Below are 21,529 nucleotides of genomic sequence, written 5' to 3'. Positions count from 1 at the left end.
TGAAATTTGTCGGAAGAGAGGTCTTGGGAATTATGCTTGCTCCTATACCCGATGCAACTAAAGAAAGCAGGATGTTTACATCCATACATTCACATAGAATGTTAGGCTGAATTTCAAACCGTCTGCATTCTTCAATGATAGAGAACTCCTTAATTTCAGTGAAAAACTCCCTTCTGCATAATTTCTCGAAAAATGTTTGTTAAAATAAGGGATTATATAATGAAAGGAGATTTTTATGTACGACTTCCTAAATAAAATTAGCCAATTTTTCTCTGATCCAGTATTACAATTGATGAATAGTTCCTTAGCCATTCCAGTTATAGGAGCCTTTCTATTAGGAATCCTTGGTTCATTAGCACCTTGTCAGATTACTGGAAACTTTACTGCAGTTACCTATTTTGGAAACAAAGCCATAGGAAGAAAAACACCTTGGATGGAGGTTTCTTTATTCATTCTAGGAAAAATATTAGTTTATTCTATCTTTGGAATATTAATTTGGTTTTTAGGAAAAGAAATTCAATCTACTCTAACTACATATTTCGCGTATTTTCGAAAAAGTATAGGATTGATTAATATTTTAGTGGGTCTTTTTCTATTAGGTTATTTAAAATTCGTTTGGCCTTCACGTTTTTTCATCTGGAACGGGTTTAAAAGCTCAGGAGGAAAATTTGGAGCCCTTTTATTAGGTATCAACTATTCAATAGCATTTTGTCCAACCATGTTTGTTATTTTTTTTGCAAAACTTATGCCTATGGTATTATCGACTACATACGGTTTTACATTGACCCTTATGTTTAGTATTGGAACTGCCTTGCCCCTTCTTATCATTCTATTATTAATATGGACCTTTGACGGAGAAGGATCTTTAATAAAAAAAGGGAAAAAGTTTGGCAACATTGTTCAAAAGTTAGCAGGAGTAGTGATTATTATTATAGGTCTGTTCGATATTCTAACCTATTGGTAAAACATAATAAAAAGCATCAAGGCCAGCCCTCCTTTACCAAAGAATTGGCTCTGCTACCCATATTAAGTATGATTTTATGACCATATCAATATGTTTTTGCTCCTAAATACCTTTTAGACCAATAGCTATTATTCATAGAAGAAATACCCACACCTTTTGATGAGGAGCTATGAATAAATTGATTGTTTCCTATGTATATACCCGCATGAGAAGCTCCAGGTTTATAGGTTTCAAAAAACACGAGGTCCCCAATTTTCTGTGAAGAGACCTTTGTTCCCGACCTCAAATGGGTATACTTTTTCGAAAAAGAAGTACTTAAAAAGCACCCTTAAAATCTATTCAACATCATAGCCTTGGTCATTAATTGTTTCCTTTATTTTTTCATTAACTTTTGTATGGTTACTAATAACTCATCAATAATTTCTGAATCTCCCTCATTAAGTCGGTGGACTACACAGTTTTTCAGATGTCCCTCTAATAAAATCTTGGCTACACCGTTTAAGGTACTTTGAGCGGCTGCAATCTGTGTGACAACATCGTCACAGTAAGTATTCTTCTCAATTAAACCTTTAATTCCGCGAATTCGGCCTTCCATACGATTTAAATGTATTGTGAAAATATCCCTTATATTAAATCATTCAGTAAAAAGAGCTTATCCATGTAAGGAATAAGCTCTCTTGAGATTAAAAATATATTCATTTAGTTTAAACATTATTTAGCTGGTGATAATTCACTTTCTGTTACCCATTGATGATTTTTCACTTCTGCTCCACCGGTAGTTGGAGTGAAATCAACCATATATATAGTCGTTTCTTCGGCTGAATCAATTTCAGCGGTTGCACCATCCATACCTTCCATATGATCTGCATTGATTGTAACTTCTGTTCCTGGCTCTAATGGGGATTTATCGACATTTTGTAACTCTTCATGAATCACCCATTTATGGTTTTCTACTCTTTCCCCACCAGTTGTTGGCGTATATGAAACAGTGTAAACCGTAGTGTCATAAGCCCCTACAATTGTTGCTTTAGCACCCTTCATACCTGGCATGTGACTTTCTTGAATAATGGCTTGACTGCCAACTTCATAAGTTGGATTTTCTGCTACTTTTAAACCTTCAGGAACTTCACCTGAGCCAGACATGTTCATCTTACTATGATTCATGCCCTCCATGTTTTCTGTGTTCTCTGTACCTGCTGCATTTCCTTTATCTTCGTTTTGCGTATCCTCTGTATTTTCGTCATTAGCATTCCCGCAGGCACCCAGTACTAAGGAAATGGCTGCAAATAAAGATAAAATGATGGACATTTTCATTCTTTTTTTTTGCATAGACATAAATCCTCCTTTAACATTTTCCAATATCATACCAAAAGAATATGCAGAAATTATGGAGTAAGCTCGAGAAAGGGAAAAAGAATTCTTTACTCCATTTCCCCATTTGATAAGATTTTATTCCACTTTGCCTCCTGGCCTTCACTAACATAAACATCATTCTTTGTGGTTACCATCATCATTTCATCCTCAGTTAAGGGATTGACCTCTAAATAAATAGGGATGTTTTCGTTATTCAAAGAAGGAGCTGCTAGGATAGTACCCTGATTGTTACTCAAATTTGTTTCATGAAGGCTTACTTTATTATCTTCAACCATGGAATGAATTATGGAATCGTTTTTAAAGGTTAATGAGGTTACCACTCCTTTAGTTGGGATAAGGGAAAAATCCTTGCCATAATTTTCAGATAAAAACATTCCTTCTTCTCCATAAATTGCAATGATATTATCCTTTGATGGATGAACATCAAAGCCCCTAATGGAAGAAGCAAGCATCCCGTTTAGCTCTAGTTGTGTCCAGTCTTTCCCCTTATTTTTGGAGTAAAAAAAGCCTGTTCCTATTTTGGGATTTTGTACTTCATTATACACATAGACAGTTCCAGTCTCATAACTGGCTCCTAAGTAATGAAAATCCACCTCTCCGTAGAAAGCGAGTTTGTCCAGATTTTCCCCTTTATCAGTACTTTTGACCAGCCCTAGAGGATTTTTCAAATCTGATCCCTTTTCAGGATGCCCACTTGAATAAAATCCGTCTTTGGTCGTTTGAAACCCCATGTAGTCATGGTTGTTCCGTGTGGTTTTGTACCAGACTTCGCCTCGATATTCAAATGGCCCGCCATGTGTTGCTATAACTGGGGTTCCTTCTTCACCCCAGTACCCTGCTCCATGGATATGTTCAATTTTTTCATTCTCTGCTTTTACAAAATACTGCTTTGACTCATCATTTGAGCATGCAGCTAAAAGTAACAGCAGAGATATGAGAGAAAATAAGCTCCATTTAAAACGTTTCAATATTCATTCTCTCCTGTCTTAATGTATTTTTTAAATTAAAGAAATAGTTATTCCTTAGTTACCCACTTATACCCTACCCCCAAACAGTTGAAAGGTACTGATCAATAGGAAAGTTTGCTTGTCTGAGTTTATCACGAATATTTCGGACATGAGAATCAATGGTCCTGTCTTCGGTAAAGGCCTTATTCCCCCAGATAATCTCCAGTAAATGTGCCCGCGAAAAGACTTTATTTGGATTTTTCAATAATAATCCGAGTAAGGAAAACTCTTTTGGAGTGAGTTGAATCCGCTGTTCTTCATATGTCAATTCAAAAGATTCCTCGTCCCACCGCAATCCCTTGAAATAAACGGCCATCGTGTCTTCATTATCCATTCTCCTGAAGAGGGCATCTATTCGGGCCAGTAATTCCTCTTCATCAAATGGTTTTGTTACATAATCGTCCGCACCTAATTTTAAGCCCTTAACTACATCTGATTTTTCATTTCTAGCCGTCAGCATAATAATGGGGATATTGGAGAATTCTCTTATGCGACTGCATGTACTCCACCCATCCAAATTTGGCATCATCACATCTAATAAAATTAAATCTGCATAGGAATGTTTCATATAGTCCACGGCTTCTTGACCCGATTTTAATTGGATACAATGATAAGTGGGTGATAAGTATATATTTAATAAATCAAGCATCCTTGCTTCATCATCTACAAGCAATAAGGTTTTCATTCTATCATCTCCTCTACTGTAATTAAGAAGGCTGTTCCCTTACCCGGTTCACTTTTCACCTCAATGTGACCCCCATGAGCTTCAATAAGTTCCTTGACAATGGATAAACCTAAACCTGTGCCTCCGGTACCTCTCGACCGGGACTTATCTATTCTATAAAAGCGCTCAAATATAAAAGGAAGATCCTCTTCAGGTATCCCATCTCCCTCATCCTTTATTTCCATCAATACCTTCCCCTTTTCCCGCCTTACAAAAATACATGTTTTGGTATGAGGTTCAGAATACTTGATAGCATTATCTAGCAAGTTAAAAAGCACTTGTTCAAATCTCATAGGATCAATCATGATATGTACGTTTTTGTGACAGTATACTTTCAAATCCATCCCTTTTTCCTTGAACGCAGGAAGTATCTTTTCATAGATAGATAATAAAAAAGAACAAAGCTCGACTTTCATAAAATTAATAACAAAGGTGTTCCTATCTAATTTAGCTAAGTCAAATAAATCCTTTATCATATCAGACAACTTTTCAGATTCTTCGTAAATAATATCAAGATACTGCTCTCGCTCTGTTTGATCTAAATCTTTACGTCTCGACACATCCGCATAGCCTTTGATATAGGTCAGAGGAGTTCGTAACTCATGAGAGATGCTAGCTAAAAACTCACTTCTTTCCTCTTTTAGATGTTTTAATTCTTTGCCAAGAGTTTTTATCGCACAGGATAACTCTCCTAGCTCATCATTCCCCATGTCTGGCAGATTGACTGAAAAATCCCCCCTACTAAGCTTTTCCGTAGCTTGCTTCATCCTAATAAGAGGGGTTATCAGTACTTTGGATAATAACAGAATCGTTATAATCATTAAGGAAAGAATCATGATAGCCCCGGTGATAAAGTGACCGTTCAACTTTGAAATTAAACTTTGAATCTGATCCGTACTTCGGAACATGTAGACATATCCTTGTTGATTTTTGTTTATTAAAAAAGGGGTTACCGTGGAAATATATTTTTCACTTTTCCATCTGTTTTCCAGTATCATTCCAGCACGAGGTACCTTCTTTATTTTTTTTGATATAATTCTTTGCTCTTCATTATCTAATTTTGAAGATGAAATAATAATATTTTGATTTAAATCAGTGATAATGACTTCTGTATCAGCATTTGCTTCCATTACAGCAATGTGATGCAAAGTCTCTTCATTATAGGAAATTTCAAGTACGTCTCTATGACTATTACCTCTTGCCTGTAGTGCGTTTAATTCTTCTTCTATTCTGGAACCTACAATGCTTGTATGTAGAAAAAAGAATAAGCACACTTCAAGAATAAGCATAGCACCTAAAAACCAGAGACCGAATTTCAGGGATATTTTATTCAAGATAATCACCGCTTTTCCTAAGTACTGTCACCATCATATCATAATGGAAAATTATCAAAAAAATGTGCAGTTTTTATGGAGTTTTTAAAAATTAGTTTTATATGAGAAGGGATGGGTAGAATGTAGATGTTCGAAAAGTTACTTAGGAGGGCTTCAGTTGAATTCAACATCTGAAGAATGTATTAAAGTATGCTTAGAATGCATGGAAGCTTGTAACACATGCTATGATGCATGTCTTAAATCGGAAGACGTAAAAATGATGGCCTCTTGTATTAGATTCGATAGGGAATGCGCGGACATTTGTGCACTAGCTGCTAAAGCGATGCAATCCAATAGTCCTTTTGCCGAACAAATTTGCCAGCTTTGTGCAGATATTTGTGAAGCCTGTGGAGATGAGTGCAAAAAGCACAATCATGAACATTGCCAAATGTGCGCGGAATCATGCTTTAGATGCACGGAAGCTTGCCGTAAGGCTTCTTAAGTTAACAGAGACTCTGTGCCATATAAACTGCAGTCCGACTGGTGATAAACCCATCTCAAGCTTAAATATGAGATGGGTTTGTTTATTTTGACCTATAGAACCCTGCACTTTTCAAAATTAGTCCTTTTTTATAACCTTCCAATTTTCTCTTCTACCTATATTAAGGATTATAGGATTGTAGGAAGAATACTAGAGTGGAATTTGATAGTCTATGGAGTGAAGACCAAAAGATACATTTAAAATTGCCGTTTACTTTCCTTCATTTCACAAGCTATAACACTTCAAGATTTCCAACCATTCCAGCTTCCTTGTGACCAGGAATAGTACAATAAAATACGTATTTTCCTGTCGGAAGGGAACTTATTTTTGCCTTTGCTGACTGCTTCGCTTGAGCATGAACATGAAAATTATATTTCCCATGTTGCTTATCTATATGATTTTAACATTTGTTGTTGATTCAAATATTATATCGGAAAGTGAAGGGAAACTCTTACTTTGTTGGGTATAAAAGTAATGATTTTCACTGTTTAACATCATGATTAATACTGGATTTTTTATAGAAGAGTGATTTAAAAAGTTCTGAATATTTTTGGAGGATAGGCTAAACGGAAAAGATACTAGTATAGCTATTAGAGAGAAAGTTAGCAGCATTCCTACAAATATTATATTGATTATGCTGAAATAAGTAATCACGATCTTTTTTTCTGTAGTTTTCCTTCTCATAGATTATCAGCCTCCCATATAACATATATGTATAAGCTACAACTTTAGAATCTCTCATCAACAAAGATTAAATTACGAGAAGAAGAATGCACATTATTTTATAAACTGAGTTTCATTTCAAGGTTTGTTTTTTAAAGATTCTTTCTAGTTTATTTATTGTTTTAATTTAAAATAGATATTGGATTATTTGATTTATACATAAAAGTGAATAGACTTATATTATAGTAGTGTGCTAGAAGATAGATAACAAAAGGCAGTTAATTGTTACAAAAGGAAAATCAATAGCTTGAATTCACTTAAACAACAAAAAAGCTGATCATAAAATCAGCTTTTTCACTACTACATTCTTTTAGCTCCTAAATATCTTTCTTTCCAATAACTATTATTCATAGAGGTAATACTCACACCTTTTGATGAAGAACTATGAATAAATTGATCATTTCCTATGTATATACCTGCATGTGAAGCACCCGGTTTATAAGTTTCAAAGAAAACTACATCGCCAACTTTTGGAGTCGAAACCTTTGTTCCCTCTTTATAAATCTCCGCAACGGTTCTTGGTAGAGTAGTGTTTGAGCTTTCTTTAAATACATACTGTAAAAACCCACTACAATCAAATCCTTTTGGTGTACTCCCTCCCCAGACATACGGTACATTTACATATTTTTTAGCCTCTTTTACTAACTCGGTTGAAGAACTTCCTCCCACGCTGGCAGTTTTTACTGTTTGCTTTTTAATACCTAACGCTTTATATGTTTTAGCACCTACAATGCCATCTGCTTTTAAACCTTTAGCTTTTTGGAACTTCACTACTGCTTTTTTTGTAACTGTTCCAAAATAGGTAGTCGTTTTTTTATTTGTAAAGTAGCCTTTGCTTTTTAAAACTTGTTGTAATTGTTTTACTTCAGTATGAGTCATTCCACTTTTTAGTGTTCTATCCCCTAATGCTGCTTCACTCACAAGCGGGTTTGAAAGCATTAACCCTGTCACAACAAATGCTGCGATAATTTTTTTCATATTCTTTCCCCCGAACCCTCTTTTTTCACATATTACCACGTTAAAGTAACACCCGTATTTAATTCATATAACAAGAACATTACAAAAATGTGCAAAAAGTGCGGAGAAGAGACATTATTCGAAAAAATATTCTTAATACTACTTTTGCCTTTTTATTGTCCTCCCTAATCAACCTGAATTTTCCCTATTGTATTAACTTGCCAAGTTAGTACAATAAGAAAAACCGAACTCCCTTCTTTATTAAGATAAGGTATTTCGGTTTATCTTTTTATAAACATCGTGACTTTATTTCAAAACCACAGAGGTTTCAATTTTGAGCATTTTTAACGTACTTAAATTCCATAGACAAATTCATTTATACTGATGACATCACTCAATAGCTTTTTTCTAACCCTTATTCTCTCATAAAAGTGTTAATGCTTTTGTCTCATCAATATGAATAAACGCATCATATCGTTCAGACAAACGAGAAGGCACATAATTTCCGTAATGCTCATGAGCAGGATTATAGACAACACCAATCGCCCGGTGCCCAATTACATTGCGAAATAAATGCTTGTTTTCTTCTGTAAAGAGCAAATATTGATTGAAATCACCAGCGTTGTGCATCACTTCTTCCCAACTTCCTTCCGTACCTTTTGGAACAGTCATGACCTCAGCAGGGTCTCCCCATCTCTTTGCAGCGATAACGGTACCTTGATATGTACCAAAACCAATCGCATATACATTGTTTTGTTTATATTTTTCTCGAGTTAATTGACCTACGTTAACCATTCCTTCATCAGCCATATCCGTAGCTCGAGCATCACCAATATGTGTGTTATGTTCCCAAATGATTCCTTTTGCCGCTGTACCATAAAAATTTCCGATATGGTGCAGGGCTTCGACCATATGACGATCCCGAATATTCCAAGATTCATTATTATTTGTCACCATCGTATGATAATAATGCTCAGCGTTGTTCGCAACAATCGCATTAATATTCATATTAAGGGCTGCTTCAGGATCTTCGGTAGGAATACTTTTATTTTCTTTTATCGTATTTAGTAGCTCGAGAATTTCGCTCATGCAATCTTCCCCATAAAACGCAGAAGAAATTCCATACATTTCTGGCTTACGTTTATATGGATCAAAACAGTCAATAGCATTTAATGCTTTTTGCAGATCGGGCGACTTGATTTTTTTTAAGTAGTCTACGATTGCCTCCATAGATTCCCATAAACTATACACATCAAGGCCATAAAACCCTACTTTTTTCTCTGTTTGTGTTTGGTTATACGAATGTAACCAATCAATAAGATTCACAATTTCATGATTAGCCCACATCCAACTTGGCCAGCGGTTAAACGATTTTTTCAACACATCTTCCGCACTTTGATATTCGGGAGCCAATCCTTTTACATAACGATTTACTTCATAACAAGCTGGCCAATCTCCTTCCACAGCGACAAAAGAAAATTGATGTTCTTGAATAAGCTGTTTTGTTAATTCAGTACGAATCGTATAAAACTCACTCGTACCATGACTTGCTTCACCAAGCAAAACATATTTAGCATGACTTGCTGCGTTAATCAAAGGCTGAAGTTCTGTTGGACTTGAAAATTTAACACCATAATTCTGAATTTCGTCTATTAATTGACTTGTTTTTAACAATTCCGCTCACCTCTTCTTTAGTATGAACGGATTTAAGTGACTTTATCTAAAATCGGCAAGGATACCCCTACTTTAGTCGTGTGAAGGGCGTTAGCCCAACGATAAGTGGGGGAGGAATTGCCGTCAGATACGGTATGGTACGGTGAAAATCGTAAGATTTTGTGCCATATCAAGTATCTGAAACTTCCGCCTTACCTCCTCCTTCCTCTGTTTAAGTTATTTACTTTAACTAAAAAATTGGTATAATTTGGTTAGTAGAAGGTGGTGTGAAAATAATGTCTACCATTACTGCAAAAATACAAATCTATGTTTCCGATAATCAAGCTCAAAGTTTAAGGATAACGACTAGTGCTTATCGCAAAGCTTGTAATTGGTTATCGAAACAAATATTTGAAACAAAAAACCTAAACCAAACAAGTCTTAATAACTTGTATTATTCTGATTTACGAAATCAATTTGGACTAAAAAGTCAAATGGCTCAATCCGTGATGAAAACCGTAATCGCTCGTTACAAGTCAGCTAAATCGAATGGACATGAATGGTCTTTGATTGAATTTAAATTTCCTGAATATGACCTTGTATGGAATCGTGATTACTCACTAACTAAAAATCAATTTAGCGTAAATACACTGGATGGTCGTCTAAAGCTAAATTATGAACGTAAGGCTATGAAGAAATACTTCAATGGTACTTGGAAATTTGGCACTGCTAAATTAGTGCATAAGTACAAGAAGTGGTTCTTGCATATCCCGATGACAAAAGAGTACCAAGTATTAGGCCTAGCAGATGTAAATAGTACTGTCGGTATTGACTTAGGAATTAACTTTCTTGCTACTACTTATGATAGTCAAGGTAAAACCACTTTCTATAATAGCAACATTGTCAAGCATAAGCGTGGTAAGTTTAAAGCTACTCGCAAACAACTCCAAATGCGACAAACACCATCTGCTCGTAAGAAACTAAAACAAATTGGTTCAAGAGAAAACGGTTATGTAAATGATGTAAACCATCAAATTACAAAGGCACTCGTTGATAAATACCCTAGAGGTACTATGTTTGTTTTAGAAGATTTGACAGGTGTTCGCACTGCCACTGAAAAAGTACGAGTAAAAAACAGCTATGTTTCGGTGTCTTGGACTTTCTACCAATTCCGTCAAATGCTTGAGTATAAAGCTGAATTGAACGGACAGAAGGTGATTGTGGTAGACCCAAAATATACTTCTCAAACTTGCCCCAAATGTGGACATATTGAAAAAGCAAATCGTAATAAAAAGCTACACACTTTTAAGTGCAAAAATTGCCAATACCAATCAAATGATGACCGTATTGGTGCTATGAATCTACACCGTAAAGGAACTGAACATATTGGTGTAGTTGCCACAGGAGTATAACTCTTGTGGTAGGGGCGAAGTCAACCGTCCTTATGTTCCATCACACTAAGGTAGGAGAGCATTGCTCGTTCGTACTACTGGGTAGGAACAAGCGTAGTTGCTCTCTATGAGGGTAGAAGCACTGTCAAACTCTGACAGACGCAAGCCCCCACTTCAAACAGACCGTAAGGTCGTTAAGTGGCGGGTTGTTGACTAAATGTTCCATCTAATGAATAAAAGCAAGATAACTTCATAAACCGTTTCCAAAAGAAAACACCCATTTAAATGGAATGTAGCTGACTTTGATATGTATATCAGGTTGAATATGGAATAATATCTTATCTTTCATTATATCAATATATAAACTGGTTAAAATTCCAAAAGTTACATGACTGATATTACATTATGTTAAAAAATAATAAACCGAAAATAAACTGAGCGCTAAAACCGCTCAGTTTATAAAAGTTCCACTACAAAAGCATATTTATTGTTGTAAGATAGGAGCAACTACATCAATTCTATTGGTCCAAACACCGCCAGAATAGTTAGCTGGAAGACGCCTAACATCCTCCGCTGTATCAAAACCCTCTGACCATCCTCCATCACCTGCAACAATAAATACTCGAGTATCTACATTTTCTAATCGTTTGATAAATTTATCCGGCCATCCCCACATCCACGAAGCATATGTCTCTGGAATGTGAATTTGTGTATTTTGACAAGCATCAGGAACATATCCCGTCCATCCTGCCGCGATATAAGGAAGCATACAACTTTTCATCGTAGCCATGGACATAACCCGAAGTTCTGGAAGACTTTCTTTTAATGCTTGAATAGGTTGATCTCCACCATAAACCGTTAATTGACTTAAACGTTCTTTTGATAATGTAGAAAGAGCATGAGCCAGTTGTTTTCCTTCTGCTGGGTCATCACTTTTAATATGAATTAAAAACGATTCATCTGGAAAATAAGACAGCACTTCTTCAAGGGACGGCATAAGCCCTACTCCTTTGCCACGGAACGGATAGCTTTTTCCATTATCAGCCGTGTATCCATATCCGATGTCCAGAGACTTCAATTCCTGCATAGTATGTTCCCTTGTTACTCCTTTTCCATCTGTCCGGCATTCAAGTGTCCAATCATGGAAAACAGCAAACTGACCATCTTTTGTAGGTTGGACATCAAATTCAACGATATCAGCACCCGCTCCAAAGGCTGCTTCCATAGACGGAATCGTATTCTCTAGATAAGGATGTTCCGGCTCATAAATCCTTTCTGCCGTACATGTGTCACCTGTAATTCCTTCCATATGGAATGTTTGAGCCATTCCTCTATGTGCTAACAATAGAGGGGCTTCATCTGTCGTTTTAGTAAATAAGGAGGTATTATTTACGTACATGAATACTACTAAAATGAATAAAAATAGGACAAATCTTTTTATAAATATTTTAATTTTCTTCATAACTTCTCCAATTTTTTTATATGTAATGATGAACTTTTATAGTTTAGCATGGGTACCCTTCGCTTGCATCGTTACGAAACTCTATATAAGCTTTTCTAACATTAAAAAGGTATAATCCCTCTATATTTCTGAGGAGATTATACCTTTTTAATTAAAGTGATTTCGTTAGGTTTTTGAAATCACAGCAAACTTCATTCGTTTTTTAGATAAGGCCAGTCAGCATATAAACACCGATGATGAAGAAAGCTGCAAAAGATTTAATAATCGTTATAGCAAAAATATCTTTGTAAGCTTGACGATGTGTTAAGCCGCAAACTACAAGTAAAGTGATAACAGCACCGTTATGTGGAAGCGTATCCATTCCACCGGCTGCCATAGACATTACGCGGTGCATGACTTCTAATGGAATGTTAGCGGCATTAGCTGCCTCTACATACTTCTCCGCCATTACACCTAATACAAGACTTATTCCTCCAGATCCAGATCCCGTCATTCCTGCAAGAATATTTGTCGATACCGCCCCATTTACTAGCGGGTTGGTAAAAGTTGAAGAAAGGGCATTTTGAACGATGGCAAACCCAGGTAAAGCTGCGATAACTCCTCCAAATCCAAATTCAGATGCGGTATTCATTGTAGCAAGCAAGGCCCCGCTTATCCCAACACTCATGCTTTCCTGGAAATTCTTTTTAACCTCCTGAACGTTTAGAGCAATGGCCGTTACAATCCCTACAAGAAGCGCCATTACAACTGACCAAATACCAAGATTCTGATTTAAGTTAACCGTTCCAAAACTCTCTAATCCAATTTTCGCAAAATCAAATCCATTTTCATACCATTTAGGAATGTAGGTGGTGAAAAACTTATTCATAACACCTACCAATACGAGCGGCAGAAAAGCAAGCCAATCTTTCGCCTTTATCTTTCCATCTGAAAGTTGAGTGGCAGGCGCAGACTTCGCTTCATGAATATCCGCTGCTTCACTAGCGGCTGCCATCTCATTGATTGCATTTTTTCCGATTCCATAATACCCTTCCCCATTCGCAGCTGCCTTACGTCGACGGCTCTCTAAATACCACATACCGAGACCGAAAATGAACACTGCACCAATCATTCCAAGTATTGGAGCAGCATAGATATCGGTACCAAAGAAACTTGTTGGAATAACATTCTGAATCTGCGGTGATCCTGGAATGGCATCCATCGAGAAAGTAAAAGCACTAAATGCAATAGTCGCTGGAATGAGTCGTTTTGGAATATTTGCCTCGCGGAACAATTGAGCTGCAAAAGGATAAATAGCAAACACAGCTACAAATAAGCTAACCCCACTGTAGGTAAGAATAGCACCCATTAGCACGACAGTCAGAATGGCTTGTTTAGCCCCAATAAACCGAACAATAACCTTAGCTATTCTCTCAGCGATTCCAGTAATCTCAATTACTTTACCAAAAATAGCACCAAGTAAGAAAACAGGAAAATATAGTTTTACAAAGCCAACTAACTTTTCCATAAAAATATTAGAGAAGAATGGTAACACATGACTTGGTTCAGTGAAGAATACAGCTAACAATGCACATATTGGAGCCAAAATAATAACAGAATAGCCTCTATAAGCGCCAAATATGAGTAGCCCTAGAGCTGCTAGAATAATAATAAGGTCCATAAATCAATCTCCTTTTACAGTTATATAAGGCCTCTCTAGATATAATCAATGTGCTGCGATGACCTGCCTAAAGAAGAAGGAAGCATCTGTATTCTTTCTTGAGAATGAACATACAGAAAGTCCTTTTATTCTGCACTCTTTTTGTTCATCAAAATTTTCATACATTCCCTTATGTACTCACTTAAGATTGTTTTCTATGATTACTTATCTATAAATTTTGGTTTCCGCTTCTGGATAAAGGCTTCAACCCCTTCTTTTACATCCTTTGTTTGCAAAACATGACCAAAATACTCAGCTTCCGTAACTAAGCCTTCATGAAGTTGTTGTTCATAGCCACCATCAAGAGAGTGCTTCGCAAAAGAAAGAGCCGGCAATGAAAAATTGCTTATACATTCTGCTAGTTCCAATGCTTTTTCTAAAGATTTTCCTTTAGGAACAACATGATTAACTAGTCCAATTTGTTTTGCCTCTTCTGCAGAGAGCGGCTGACCAGTAAAAATCATTTCTTTTGCTTTCGCTTTTCCAACTAATCGTGAAAGCCTTTGGGTACCCCCAGCTCCTGGAAATAACCCCAATTTAATTTCAGGAAGGCCAATTTGAATTTGCTCCTCCGCTATTCGAATATCACACGATAAAGCTAGTTCACATCCTCCGCCTAGCGCCACGCCGTTAATTGCAGCAATCGTTGGTTGAGATAAACGTTCAATCTTGTTAAGAGGTTCCTGAAGCCAAAGTGATTTTTGCTTTCCTTCTTCCACCCCTTTTCCCATCCATTCTGGAAAGCTCTTTATATCTCCACCAGCAACAAAAGCCTTTTCTCCTTGACCTGTAATAAGTACAACTTTAATTTCCGAATCGTTTTCAATTTCATCTAATATAAGTGTCAATTGTTCAATAACGTCAGCACTAAATACATTTACAGGTGGATTATCAATCACGATTTTTGCTATCTGACTCTGCTTCGACCATGATACAACTTGAATTTTATTCATTGGACTCCACACCAACTTTCTTTTAAATGTAAACATCAATCTACTATATAAGTATTTCTCTGCTTATCTACTGAAATATGGGGTTTAATTTATACCACTATACTGATTTCGTAAAACATACTTTTGAACCTTTCCTGAAGGGGTGCGCGGTATTTCATTAACAAATTTGACTTCTCTAGGTTTCTTATAACTTGCTAGGTGTTTTTTACAAAATTCAACTACATCCTCTTCCGTTAGGGTAGCTCCTTCTTTCTTAACAATTACCGCACATACAGCTTCAATGTATTTTGGATCAGGAACACCAATTATAGAAACTTCCTTCACATCCGGATGGCGGTATAAAACATCTTCAATTTCCGCTGCATAAATATTTTCACCGCCGCTTCGAATCATATCCTTTTTTCTTCCTACTATTGATAGATACCCATCTTCATCGAATACTCCTAAATCTCCCGTTTTACACCAACCTTCAACAAATGTTTCCATTGTTGCATCAGGTCTCCTCCAATACCCCTCTGAAACACCCGGGCTTTTAATTGCAATTTCACCAATTTCACCAACAGCAAGAGGCATTCCATTATCATCAATAATATTAATTTCTGTAAGAGGCATTGGCTTTCCAACAGTATGACCCTTCGTAAAATTATCTTCTGGATCGAGCGCAGCCGCAATTGGTTGACCTTCCGTTAAACCGTATACTTGAACAACTCCAAGGTGCGGAAACTTCATTTTCAATTGTTCGAGCGCCCATGGCATGAGCGGGTCACCACCGGTATAAATTGTTTTTAAAGCTTTCAAATTATAATGATCTAGATTAGGCATATTTAACATTTCATAAATCATAAATGGAAATAAAAAACAATCAGTTACATTTTCATTCTCTATTACGGATAGAATCCTTCCAATCTCGAAACCTTGGCTCTTCGTAATAATAACCGTCCCACCCATCATTAGAATCGGAAGGGCGATATCTTCCATAGCTCCAACATGATAGAGTGGACCAGTAGTCATCCCAACTTCCTGACCATTAAACTTCCATTTCAATGCTTGTATTGCAGAGAACCAATATGTTGTATCATGAGTCCAAATCGCCCCTTTAGGTCTTCCAGTTGTCCCAGACGTATACATCAGCATAACTGGATCGTGTAATTTAATATGTCTCACGTTTACTTCTTCTATCGAACCGCTCTCTAACATACTCCATGGTTCAGACCAATGCGGGATAGCATCTTGGGTATTCTCAAGGCAAATAAAACGCTCAACAGAAACTTGATTCACAATCCCTTCCAGCTGCTTAGATAAATTCGAATGAAAACATACTATTTTCGTCTGCGAATCGTTTAATGCATATTCAAGCTCAGCACTTGAAAGCCGAAAATTAAGTCGGACAGCAATTGCTCCAATTTTTGCAACAGCAAAATAAAGACCGAAATATTCAAGACAGTTATGAAGCAAGATGCCGACACGGTCTCCTTTTTCAACCCCAAGTTCACAAAGCTTATTTGCATAGGAGTTTGATATACGGTGAAGATCCGAATATGTCCATGATTTTCCCATCTCTTCTTGTATGGCTACTTTTCTATGATTTAACGTATTTAAATCATTGGCCATTTTTCTTGTGAAAAATCCAATATCCAAATAAAATCCCTCCCTTTCGTTATATTAACTATATTTAATGCAATATTTATGCCAATTTTTTGTAATTTAATGGTATCAACATTTCCAGGATTAAACCGTTAAATAATTAGATATTTTTTCCATAAACTCAGAAAGTCTTTACTGCAAAACTTTCTATAATTGATGAAAGTAACCCATTGATAGGGTCTGATTTATTGCATCTCTTCCTAATCTATCGAGGAAAAATCAATATTCATTCGGAAATAAAAATAAATCCGGGATTTCGGAGCGCATTCCGAAATCCCGGATTTATTTTTATTTGATTAGAATCTGATATTTCTTGATTTTATCATATATAGTAGAATTCCCAATTCCAAGAGCTGCTGCTGCTCGGTTTTTATCGAAATTAAACTTCTTTAGTGCTTTTTCAATTACCTTCTTTTCTGTTTCTTCTACAATATCTTTTAAGCTTTTTTCCTCTGCTTCCAACTTGTAATTTTTCAAGTAATGGGGTAAATCATCTATTCTTATTTCTCCATTACTTGATAGATGAACCCCTGCATTAATTACATTCTCTAATTCTCTTATATTTCCTGGCCAATCATATTGCTCAATTAACGACAGAACTTCCGGGTGTATAGAAGTAATTCTTTTTCCTATCTTAGTTGCGGCCTTTTTTAGAAAATGCTTTACAAGTACAGGAATATCTTCAGTTCTATCACGTAAAGCAGGAACGAATAATTGAACTGCATTAATTCGGTAAAATAAATCTTCACGAAAAAGTTTTTGTTCAATCAATCTTTCTAAAGGACGGTTTGTAGCTGCAATTACCCGAACATTTATTTTTTTAGGGTACAGCGAACCTACAGGCTCATATTCGTTCTCCTGAAGAACTCTTAATAACTTAACTTGCATATGCAAAGGCATATCACCAATTTCGTCCAAGAAAATTGTTCCACCATCTGCAAGTTCAAACTTTCCTATTTTTCCGCCCTTTTTTGCCCCAGTAAAAGCACCTGCCTCATAGCCAAAAAGTTCTGATTCAATCAATTGTTCCGGAATAGCTCCACAATTCACCTTTACAAATGGTTTATCCATTCTTCCGCTAAATTGATGAATGCTATGCGCAATAATTTCTTTACCTGTACCACTTTCTCCTCGAATTAAAACAGATATATTCCCCATGGCGACTCTTTTTACAAAATCCTTTAATTGTTGGATTTCTTGTGATTTTCCAATTAAATCATGTGAAGAATACTTAATCCCGCCTGGTATTTCCCATTCCTTTTGATAAAATTTATAATTGATTAAAAGTTCGTTAATATGGCTGTTCATACTCTTCCAATCAGCAAGATCTCGAAAAGTAATAATTCCTATTGCACCGAGTATTTCATTATTTTTTATAATAGGGATTCGATTAGCAATAACAAAATCGTTATGAAGAAAATGTAAGTCAGCCATTTCAGCTTTACCTGTTTGTACTACTAAATGCATTCTTGTATTTTCAATCACATTTGTGACATGCTCACCAATCACTAGTTCCCGTTCAATTTTTAAAAATTCACAGTAATTATTGCTTATATATTGGATTTTCCCATTAATATCAACAATCACGGTGCCATAATATGTACTTTCAAATACTATATCTAGTAACTTATTATTGAAAAAATGTTCTGTAATCATCGTACTCTCCTTTTTATAATTTGTGTTCTATACTAAAATTGGAAATAAAAGTAATATAGTTAACTATAGCACAATTACAATATTATGGAAGTTTAGGTTTTCCGATACAGAACTTAGATTTTCTTTGCATATGAACAAATGTAACCTCAAAATCTATACGCAACGAACACTGACTATTTTGTAGAAATAGATTGGCAAGTACTCATTAGTATCAGCTTAATGATGATGCAGCTGAACTGCACGACAATCCTGACAAGAAATGTATGTATGGAACAAGACTGTTTTTCTCTCAAGTGCTGCTGACCCAAGTCTCGCCTCTGCCTCTTCTTATGGAAGATAGTAAGTCCGATATTTGCGAGGAAAGAACCTTAGCGGCTTTAGCCATGGAAGTGGTCAGTGACGTGGGGCTAATAACATCACTGAAACTCCAACTAAGCATATACATGCACCTATCCAATCGTATAAATCAGGTGTTTTTTTACCAATCCCCCACCCCCACAATACAGAAAGAACGATAAATATTCCTCCATAGGCAGCGTACACTCGGCCGAACGATGGGAATGATTGAAATGTAGCAATCACACCATATAAAGCCAATGCTATTCCACCAAAGATTCCCCAATAAACAGATTTTCCTTCTCTTAACCATAACCAGATAAGGTATCCCCCGCCTATCTCCGCTAAACCTGCTAGTATAAATAATACAATCGCATAAAACACTCCATTCACTTCCTTCAAACATTTAATGATATACAAGTAATAGCATAACGTATTCTTCTATTTCTAAACTCTTAAAAATGGAAAATTTTCGCCCGTTTTTATTGTCTAATACTACAAAATATTGGAATGTTTTGTATAATGGATTATATGCTTATAAACTATTTTGACAAAACATAGTATGAATCCAAGGGGGATACAACATGAAAAAGTGGGAGATTTCCGTTATTCCTGGAGATGGAATTGGAACAGAAGTAATGCCAGAAGCCATTAAAGTTTTAGATGTGCTGGCCGATATTCATGGGGGGCTTAATTTTACATATAAAGAATACCCATGGAGTTGTGAATATTATCTCGAACACGGTGTAATGATGCCAAAAGATGGCTTAAAGCAATTAGAACAAAGTGATGCCGTTTTTTTAGGAGCAGTTGGAAATCCAAAACTTGTTGCAGATCACGTATCTCTTTGGGGACTGCTTGTTAATATCCGAAGAGAATTCGAACAAGTCATCAATGTTCGTCCTGCAAAACAAATGAAAGGAATCGTCTCTCCACTCGCCAACCCGCGAGAATTTGATTTCGTTGTAGTAAGGGAAAACAGTGAAGGAGAATATAGTGAGATTGGAGGAAGAATTCATTCCGGCGAAGATGAAATGGCGATTCAAAATGCTGTTTTCACTAGAAAAGGAATTACGCGTGCCATGGATTATGCGTTTGAACTAGCTAAAACAAGAAAAGATCATGTTACAAGTGCAACAAAATCAAATGGAATTGTTCATTCTATGCCTTTTTGGGATGAAGTCTTTCAAGATGTTTCAAGAAAGTATGACAATATCGAAACACAATCTATACATATTGATGCTCTTAGTGCTTTTTTTGTTTCAAAACCGCATACCTTTGATGTGATTGTAGCAAGCAATTTGTTTGGAGACATTCTAACCGATATTGGTGCATCCATTATGGGAAGCATCGGAATTGCACCTGCTGCCAATATTAATTTAAATGGAAAATTCCCATCCATGTTTGAACCTGTTCATGGTTCTGCGCCAGATATTGTTGGCAAAGGAATTGCTAATCCAATTGGACAAATTTGGACAGGAAAAATGATGCTCGATCATTTCGGAGAGCAGGAGCTAGGTACTTTATTATTAGACACAATAGAAGAAGTACTCCAAGATGGCATAAAAACTCCGGATATCGGTGGTACTTCGTCTACAATGGAAGTAACTGAACATATTATCAATAAACTAAAAGCACGTTCATAAGATGGCGATATAACAGTTGAAGAAAAGGACTCTTAGAAGGTCCTTTTTTTCTTGACCGACTATAAACATAAACTTCTATATCATTGCTTACATTTCATTGCTTATTTTCAGAATATTTATTTAATGATATGGTAATATATAGTAAGGACGGAATGCTGATTATATCTCAAAAAAGAGGAGGAAAAGCATGGGGAAAATGAACGTTCTTTTATATGAAGTCCATGAATATTTCGAGAATGACTCGAACTTTATTAAGGCACAAATCGAAGAGTCTATAGGTACAGTCGTTTTAACTGGTGAAATTAGAGGAAAAGGTACAGGGGTCAAAATTTACGTTAAAGATCTTAACAAGGAAAAGTATCATCACACTTTAATCCCTTCTCTGCGCAACAAAGGGTATGAGGTAGAATTTCTTTATACGGAACATGAATTATTCTTGTTTTAATTCATTGCAGCGACTAACTAAAGGAAAAATAAAGAACAAACAGGGTTGCCTTATCTTATAAGGCAACCCTGTTTGTTATGATAAGCCATGAAAGCGCTAATTCCTTATTTTCTCTGCTTACCTTTTTTATATTTAGAATAATACGCATAGCTCATCCAAGCATATAATACCGTCGCTATACTAAAAATGATTTTCATACCTGTTAAAGGATATATAATAGCCGATAGTAAGGCTAATATTGTAGCAAGTACATAAAGCCCTAGAACGATTGTATCTTTCATTTAAATCTCTCCTTCTTCTGTTGATACCACGTTGTTTTTCTCTAATGATTGTGGTTTATATGTATAAACGGCTTAAAATAAGCTCCATTATATATGTTTTATTTAAATTATCATTGCTGCTATCACTTCATTTTACATATAAATTCTAACTTAAACAATGATAGATATGCATTTATCTAATCCTACTCTTTTATTATTTAATAAAAGAAAAGCCCTGTAGAGATTTCAAGCCTCCACAGAACCAGAATGGGTTTGTTCATAAATCTACACTAACTAAAGTCAAGGGCAGATACAATCGAATTGAACAGCGATACAGATTGATTTACTTATTTTGTTCCCATTCATACACTTCTATCCAATGATGTATGGCGACAATTACTTCTTTTAATGCTATCCCACTAGGAGTTAGTGTATACTCCACTTTTTTTGTAGAGGAATCAAGATAATGCTTGTTTACGATATTAGCGTTAACTAATTCATTTAGTCGTTTGGTTAAAAGCCGATCTGAAATCCCTGGAACCGCCGAAAGAATTTCATGATACCGCTTTGGTCCGGACATTAAAGTATAAATGATGATCCCCATCCACTTTCTTCCGATAAATTCTATCGTACTATGGTAGTTACTACAAACATCCAATTTAGTTTCACAGTTAGACTTCTTCAATACACTCCCCCATTTAATCTTCATTTATCTATTTTTATCTTATCATATATGTATATTTATTGACGTGGAAAACTTACTAATGGTAAGCTATATGCT

General features: G+C 35.9%; 20 protein-coding genes and 2 pseudogenes. 5 read left to right on the top strand and 17 right to left on the bottom strand.

The window, feature by feature from the left end:
* The first annotated feature begins 235 nt into the window (after positions 1-235).
* Positions 236-964 (top strand): cytochrome c biogenesis CcdA family protein, encoded by a 729-nt coding sequence (locus BAOM_RS10425; protein ID WP_127760230.1) that lies wholly within the window; start codon positions 236-238, stop codon positions 962-964.
* Positions 965-1,049: 85 nt separating this feature from the next.
* Here BAOM_RS10425 and BAOM_RS10420 read toward each other — a convergent pair whose 3' ends face one another.
* From BAOM_RS10420 to BAOM_RS10395, 6 genes and pseudogenes are all read right to left on the bottom strand, one after another.
* Positions 1,050-1,250: a C40 family peptidase gene (locus tag BAOM_RS10420; protein WP_127760229.1), complete on the bottom strand. Its 201-nt coding sequence runs from the start codon at positions 1,248-1,250 to the stop codon at positions 1,050-1,052.
* A gap of 87 nt (positions 1,251-1,337) precedes the next feature.
* A pseudogene (locus BAOM_RS10415) lies at positions 1,338-1,571 on the bottom strand (metal-sensitive transcriptional regulator); the annotation flags it as partial.
* 104 nt (positions 1,572-1,675) lie between these two features.
* Positions 1,676-2,293: a DUF1541 domain-containing protein gene (locus tag BAOM_RS10410; protein ID WP_127760227.1), complete on the bottom strand. Its 618-nt coding sequence runs from the start codon at positions 2,291-2,293 to the stop codon at positions 1,676-1,678.
* Between the two features lie 92 nt (positions 2,294-2,385).
* Positions 2,386-3,306, bottom strand: a complete 921-nt coding sequence (locus BAOM_RS10405) for a F510_1955 family glycosylhydrolase (RefSeq protein ID WP_127760226.1) — start codon at positions 3,304-3,306, stop codon at positions 2,386-2,388.
* Positions 3,307-3,353: 47 nt separating this feature from the next.
* Positions 3,354-4,030 (bottom strand): annotated as a pseudogene (locus tag BAOM_RS10400) (response regulator transcription factor).
* Positions 4,027-5,412, bottom strand: coding sequence for a HAMP domain-containing sensor histidine kinase (locus BAOM_RS10395; protein ID WP_306821304.1), 1,386 nt, complete (start codon positions 5,410-5,412; stop codon positions 4,027-4,029). Before BAOM_RS10395 ends, BAOM_RS10400 begins: the two are co-directional and overlap by 4 nt.
* A 193-nt stretch (positions 5,413-5,605) precedes the next feature.
* Here BAOM_RS10395 and BAOM_RS10390 point away from each other — a divergent pair, with 193 nt between their 5' ends.
* Positions 5,606-5,884, top strand: coding sequence for a four-helix bundle copper-binding protein (locus BAOM_RS10390; RefSeq protein WP_127762533.1), 279 nt, complete (start codon positions 5,606-5,608; stop codon positions 5,882-5,884).
* A gap of 271 nt (positions 5,885-6,155) precedes the next feature.
* Here BAOM_RS10390 and BAOM_RS25480 read toward each other — a convergent pair whose 3' ends face one another.
* The 3 genes from BAOM_RS25480 to BAOM_RS10375 form a co-directional block, all read right to left on the bottom strand.
* The gene (locus BAOM_RS25480; RefSeq protein ID WP_127762532.1) at positions 6,156-6,317 is read right to left on the bottom strand and encodes a plastocyanin/azurin family copper-binding protein; all 162 of its coding nucleotides are present in this window, start codon (positions 6,315-6,317) and stop codon (positions 6,156-6,158) included.
* Positions 6,318-6,946: 629 nt separating this feature from the next.
* Positions 6,947-7,624 (bottom strand): C40 family peptidase, encoded by a 678-nt coding sequence (locus BAOM_RS10380; RefSeq protein ID WP_127760223.1) that lies wholly within the window; start codon positions 7,622-7,624, stop codon positions 6,947-6,949.
* Positions 7,625-8,026: 402 nt separating this feature from the next.
* Positions 8,027-9,277: an erythromycin esterase family protein gene (locus tag BAOM_RS10375; RefSeq protein ID WP_127760222.1), complete on the bottom strand. Its 1,251-nt coding sequence runs from the start codon at positions 9,275-9,277 to the stop codon at positions 8,027-8,029.
* 275 nt (positions 9,278-9,552) lie between these two features.
* On the opposite strand from BAOM_RS10375, the gene BAOM_RS10370 reads away from it, so the two are divergent.
* Positions 9,553-10,668 carry an RNA-guided endonuclease InsQ/TnpB family protein gene (locus BAOM_RS10370; protein ID WP_127760221.1) on the top strand — a complete coding sequence of 372 codons (1,116 nt, stop codon included), beginning with the start codon at positions 9,553-9,555 and terminating at the stop codon, positions 10,666-10,668.
* 463 nt (positions 10,669-11,131) lie between these two features.
* Here BAOM_RS10370 and BAOM_RS10365 read toward each other — a convergent pair whose 3' ends face one another.
* The 6 genes from BAOM_RS10365 to BAOM_RS10340 form a co-directional block, all read right to left on the bottom strand.
* On the bottom strand, positions 11,132-12,109 hold the full coding sequence (locus BAOM_RS10365) for a glycerophosphodiester phosphodiesterase family protein (protein ID WP_127760220.1): 978 nt from the start codon (positions 12,107-12,109) through the stop codon (positions 11,132-11,134).
* Between the two features lie 202 nt (positions 12,110-12,311).
* Positions 12,312-13,769 carry a GntP family permease gene (locus tag BAOM_RS10360; RefSeq protein ID WP_127760219.1) on the bottom strand — a complete coding sequence of 486 codons (1,458 nt, stop codon included), beginning with the start codon at positions 13,767-13,769 and terminating at the stop codon, positions 12,312-12,314.
* Positions 13,770-13,969: 200 nt separating this feature from the next.
* Entirely contained in the window at positions 13,970-14,761 is a 792-nt protein-coding gene (locus BAOM_RS10355) for an enoyl-CoA hydratase (RefSeq protein WP_127760218.1), read from the bottom strand.
* An 84-nt stretch (positions 14,762-14,845) separates the two neighbouring features.
* Positions 14,846-16,399, bottom strand: coding sequence for an acyl-CoA synthetase (locus BAOM_RS10350; protein ID WP_127760217.1), 1,554 nt, complete (start codon positions 16,397-16,399; stop codon positions 14,846-14,848).
* A 294-nt stretch (positions 16,400-16,693) separates the two neighbouring features.
* Positions 16,694-18,061: a sigma-54 interaction domain-containing protein gene (locus tag BAOM_RS10345; protein ID WP_180319832.1), complete on the bottom strand. Its 1,368-nt coding sequence runs from the start codon at positions 18,059-18,061 to the stop codon at positions 16,694-16,696.
* A 393-nt stretch (positions 18,062-18,454) separates the two neighbouring features.
* Positions 18,455-18,781, bottom strand: a complete 327-nt coding sequence (locus tag BAOM_RS10340; protein WP_127760216.1) for a YnfA family protein — start codon at positions 18,779-18,781, stop codon at positions 18,455-18,457.
* A 200-nt stretch (positions 18,782-18,981) separates the two neighbouring features.
* On the opposite strand from BAOM_RS10340, the gene BAOM_RS10335 reads away from it, so the two are divergent.
* Together BAOM_RS10335 and BAOM_RS10330 are read left to right on the top strand one after the other, a co-directional pair.
* The gene (locus BAOM_RS10335) at positions 18,982-20,043 is read left to right on the top strand and encodes a tartrate dehydrogenase (RefSeq protein WP_127760215.1); all 1,062 of its coding nucleotides are present in this window, start codon (positions 18,982-18,984) and stop codon (positions 20,041-20,043) included.
* A gap of 187 nt (positions 20,044-20,230) precedes the next feature.
* Positions 20,231-20,488, top strand: coding sequence for a hypothetical protein (locus BAOM_RS10330; protein ID WP_127760214.1), 258 nt, complete (start codon positions 20,231-20,233; stop codon positions 20,486-20,488).
* A 104-nt stretch (positions 20,489-20,592) separates the two neighbouring features.
* On the opposite strand, the gene BAOM_RS24345 is transcribed toward BAOM_RS10330, so the two are convergent.
* Together BAOM_RS24345 and BAOM_RS10325 are read right to left on the bottom strand one after the other, a co-directional pair.
* A complete protein-coding gene (locus tag BAOM_RS24345; RefSeq protein WP_164853185.1) occupies positions 20,593-20,769 on the bottom strand; it encodes a hypothetical protein in 177 nt (58 codons plus the stop codon).
* Positions 20,770-21,091: 322 nt separating this feature from the next.
* Positions 21,092-21,433: a winged helix-turn-helix transcriptional regulator gene (locus tag BAOM_RS10325; RefSeq protein ID WP_257467680.1), complete on the bottom strand. Its 342-nt coding sequence runs from the start codon at positions 21,431-21,433 to the stop codon at positions 21,092-21,094.
* Positions 21,434-21,529 lie beyond the last annotated feature (96 nt).

Origin of the sequence: Peribacillus asahii (assembly GCF_004006295.1) — a bacterium.
In the GTDB taxonomy this organism is placed as follows: Bacteria; Bacillota; Bacilli; order Bacillales; family DSM-1321; genus Peribacillus; species Peribacillus asahii_A.
This window is presented reverse-complemented; position numbering and strand designations above follow the sequence as displayed.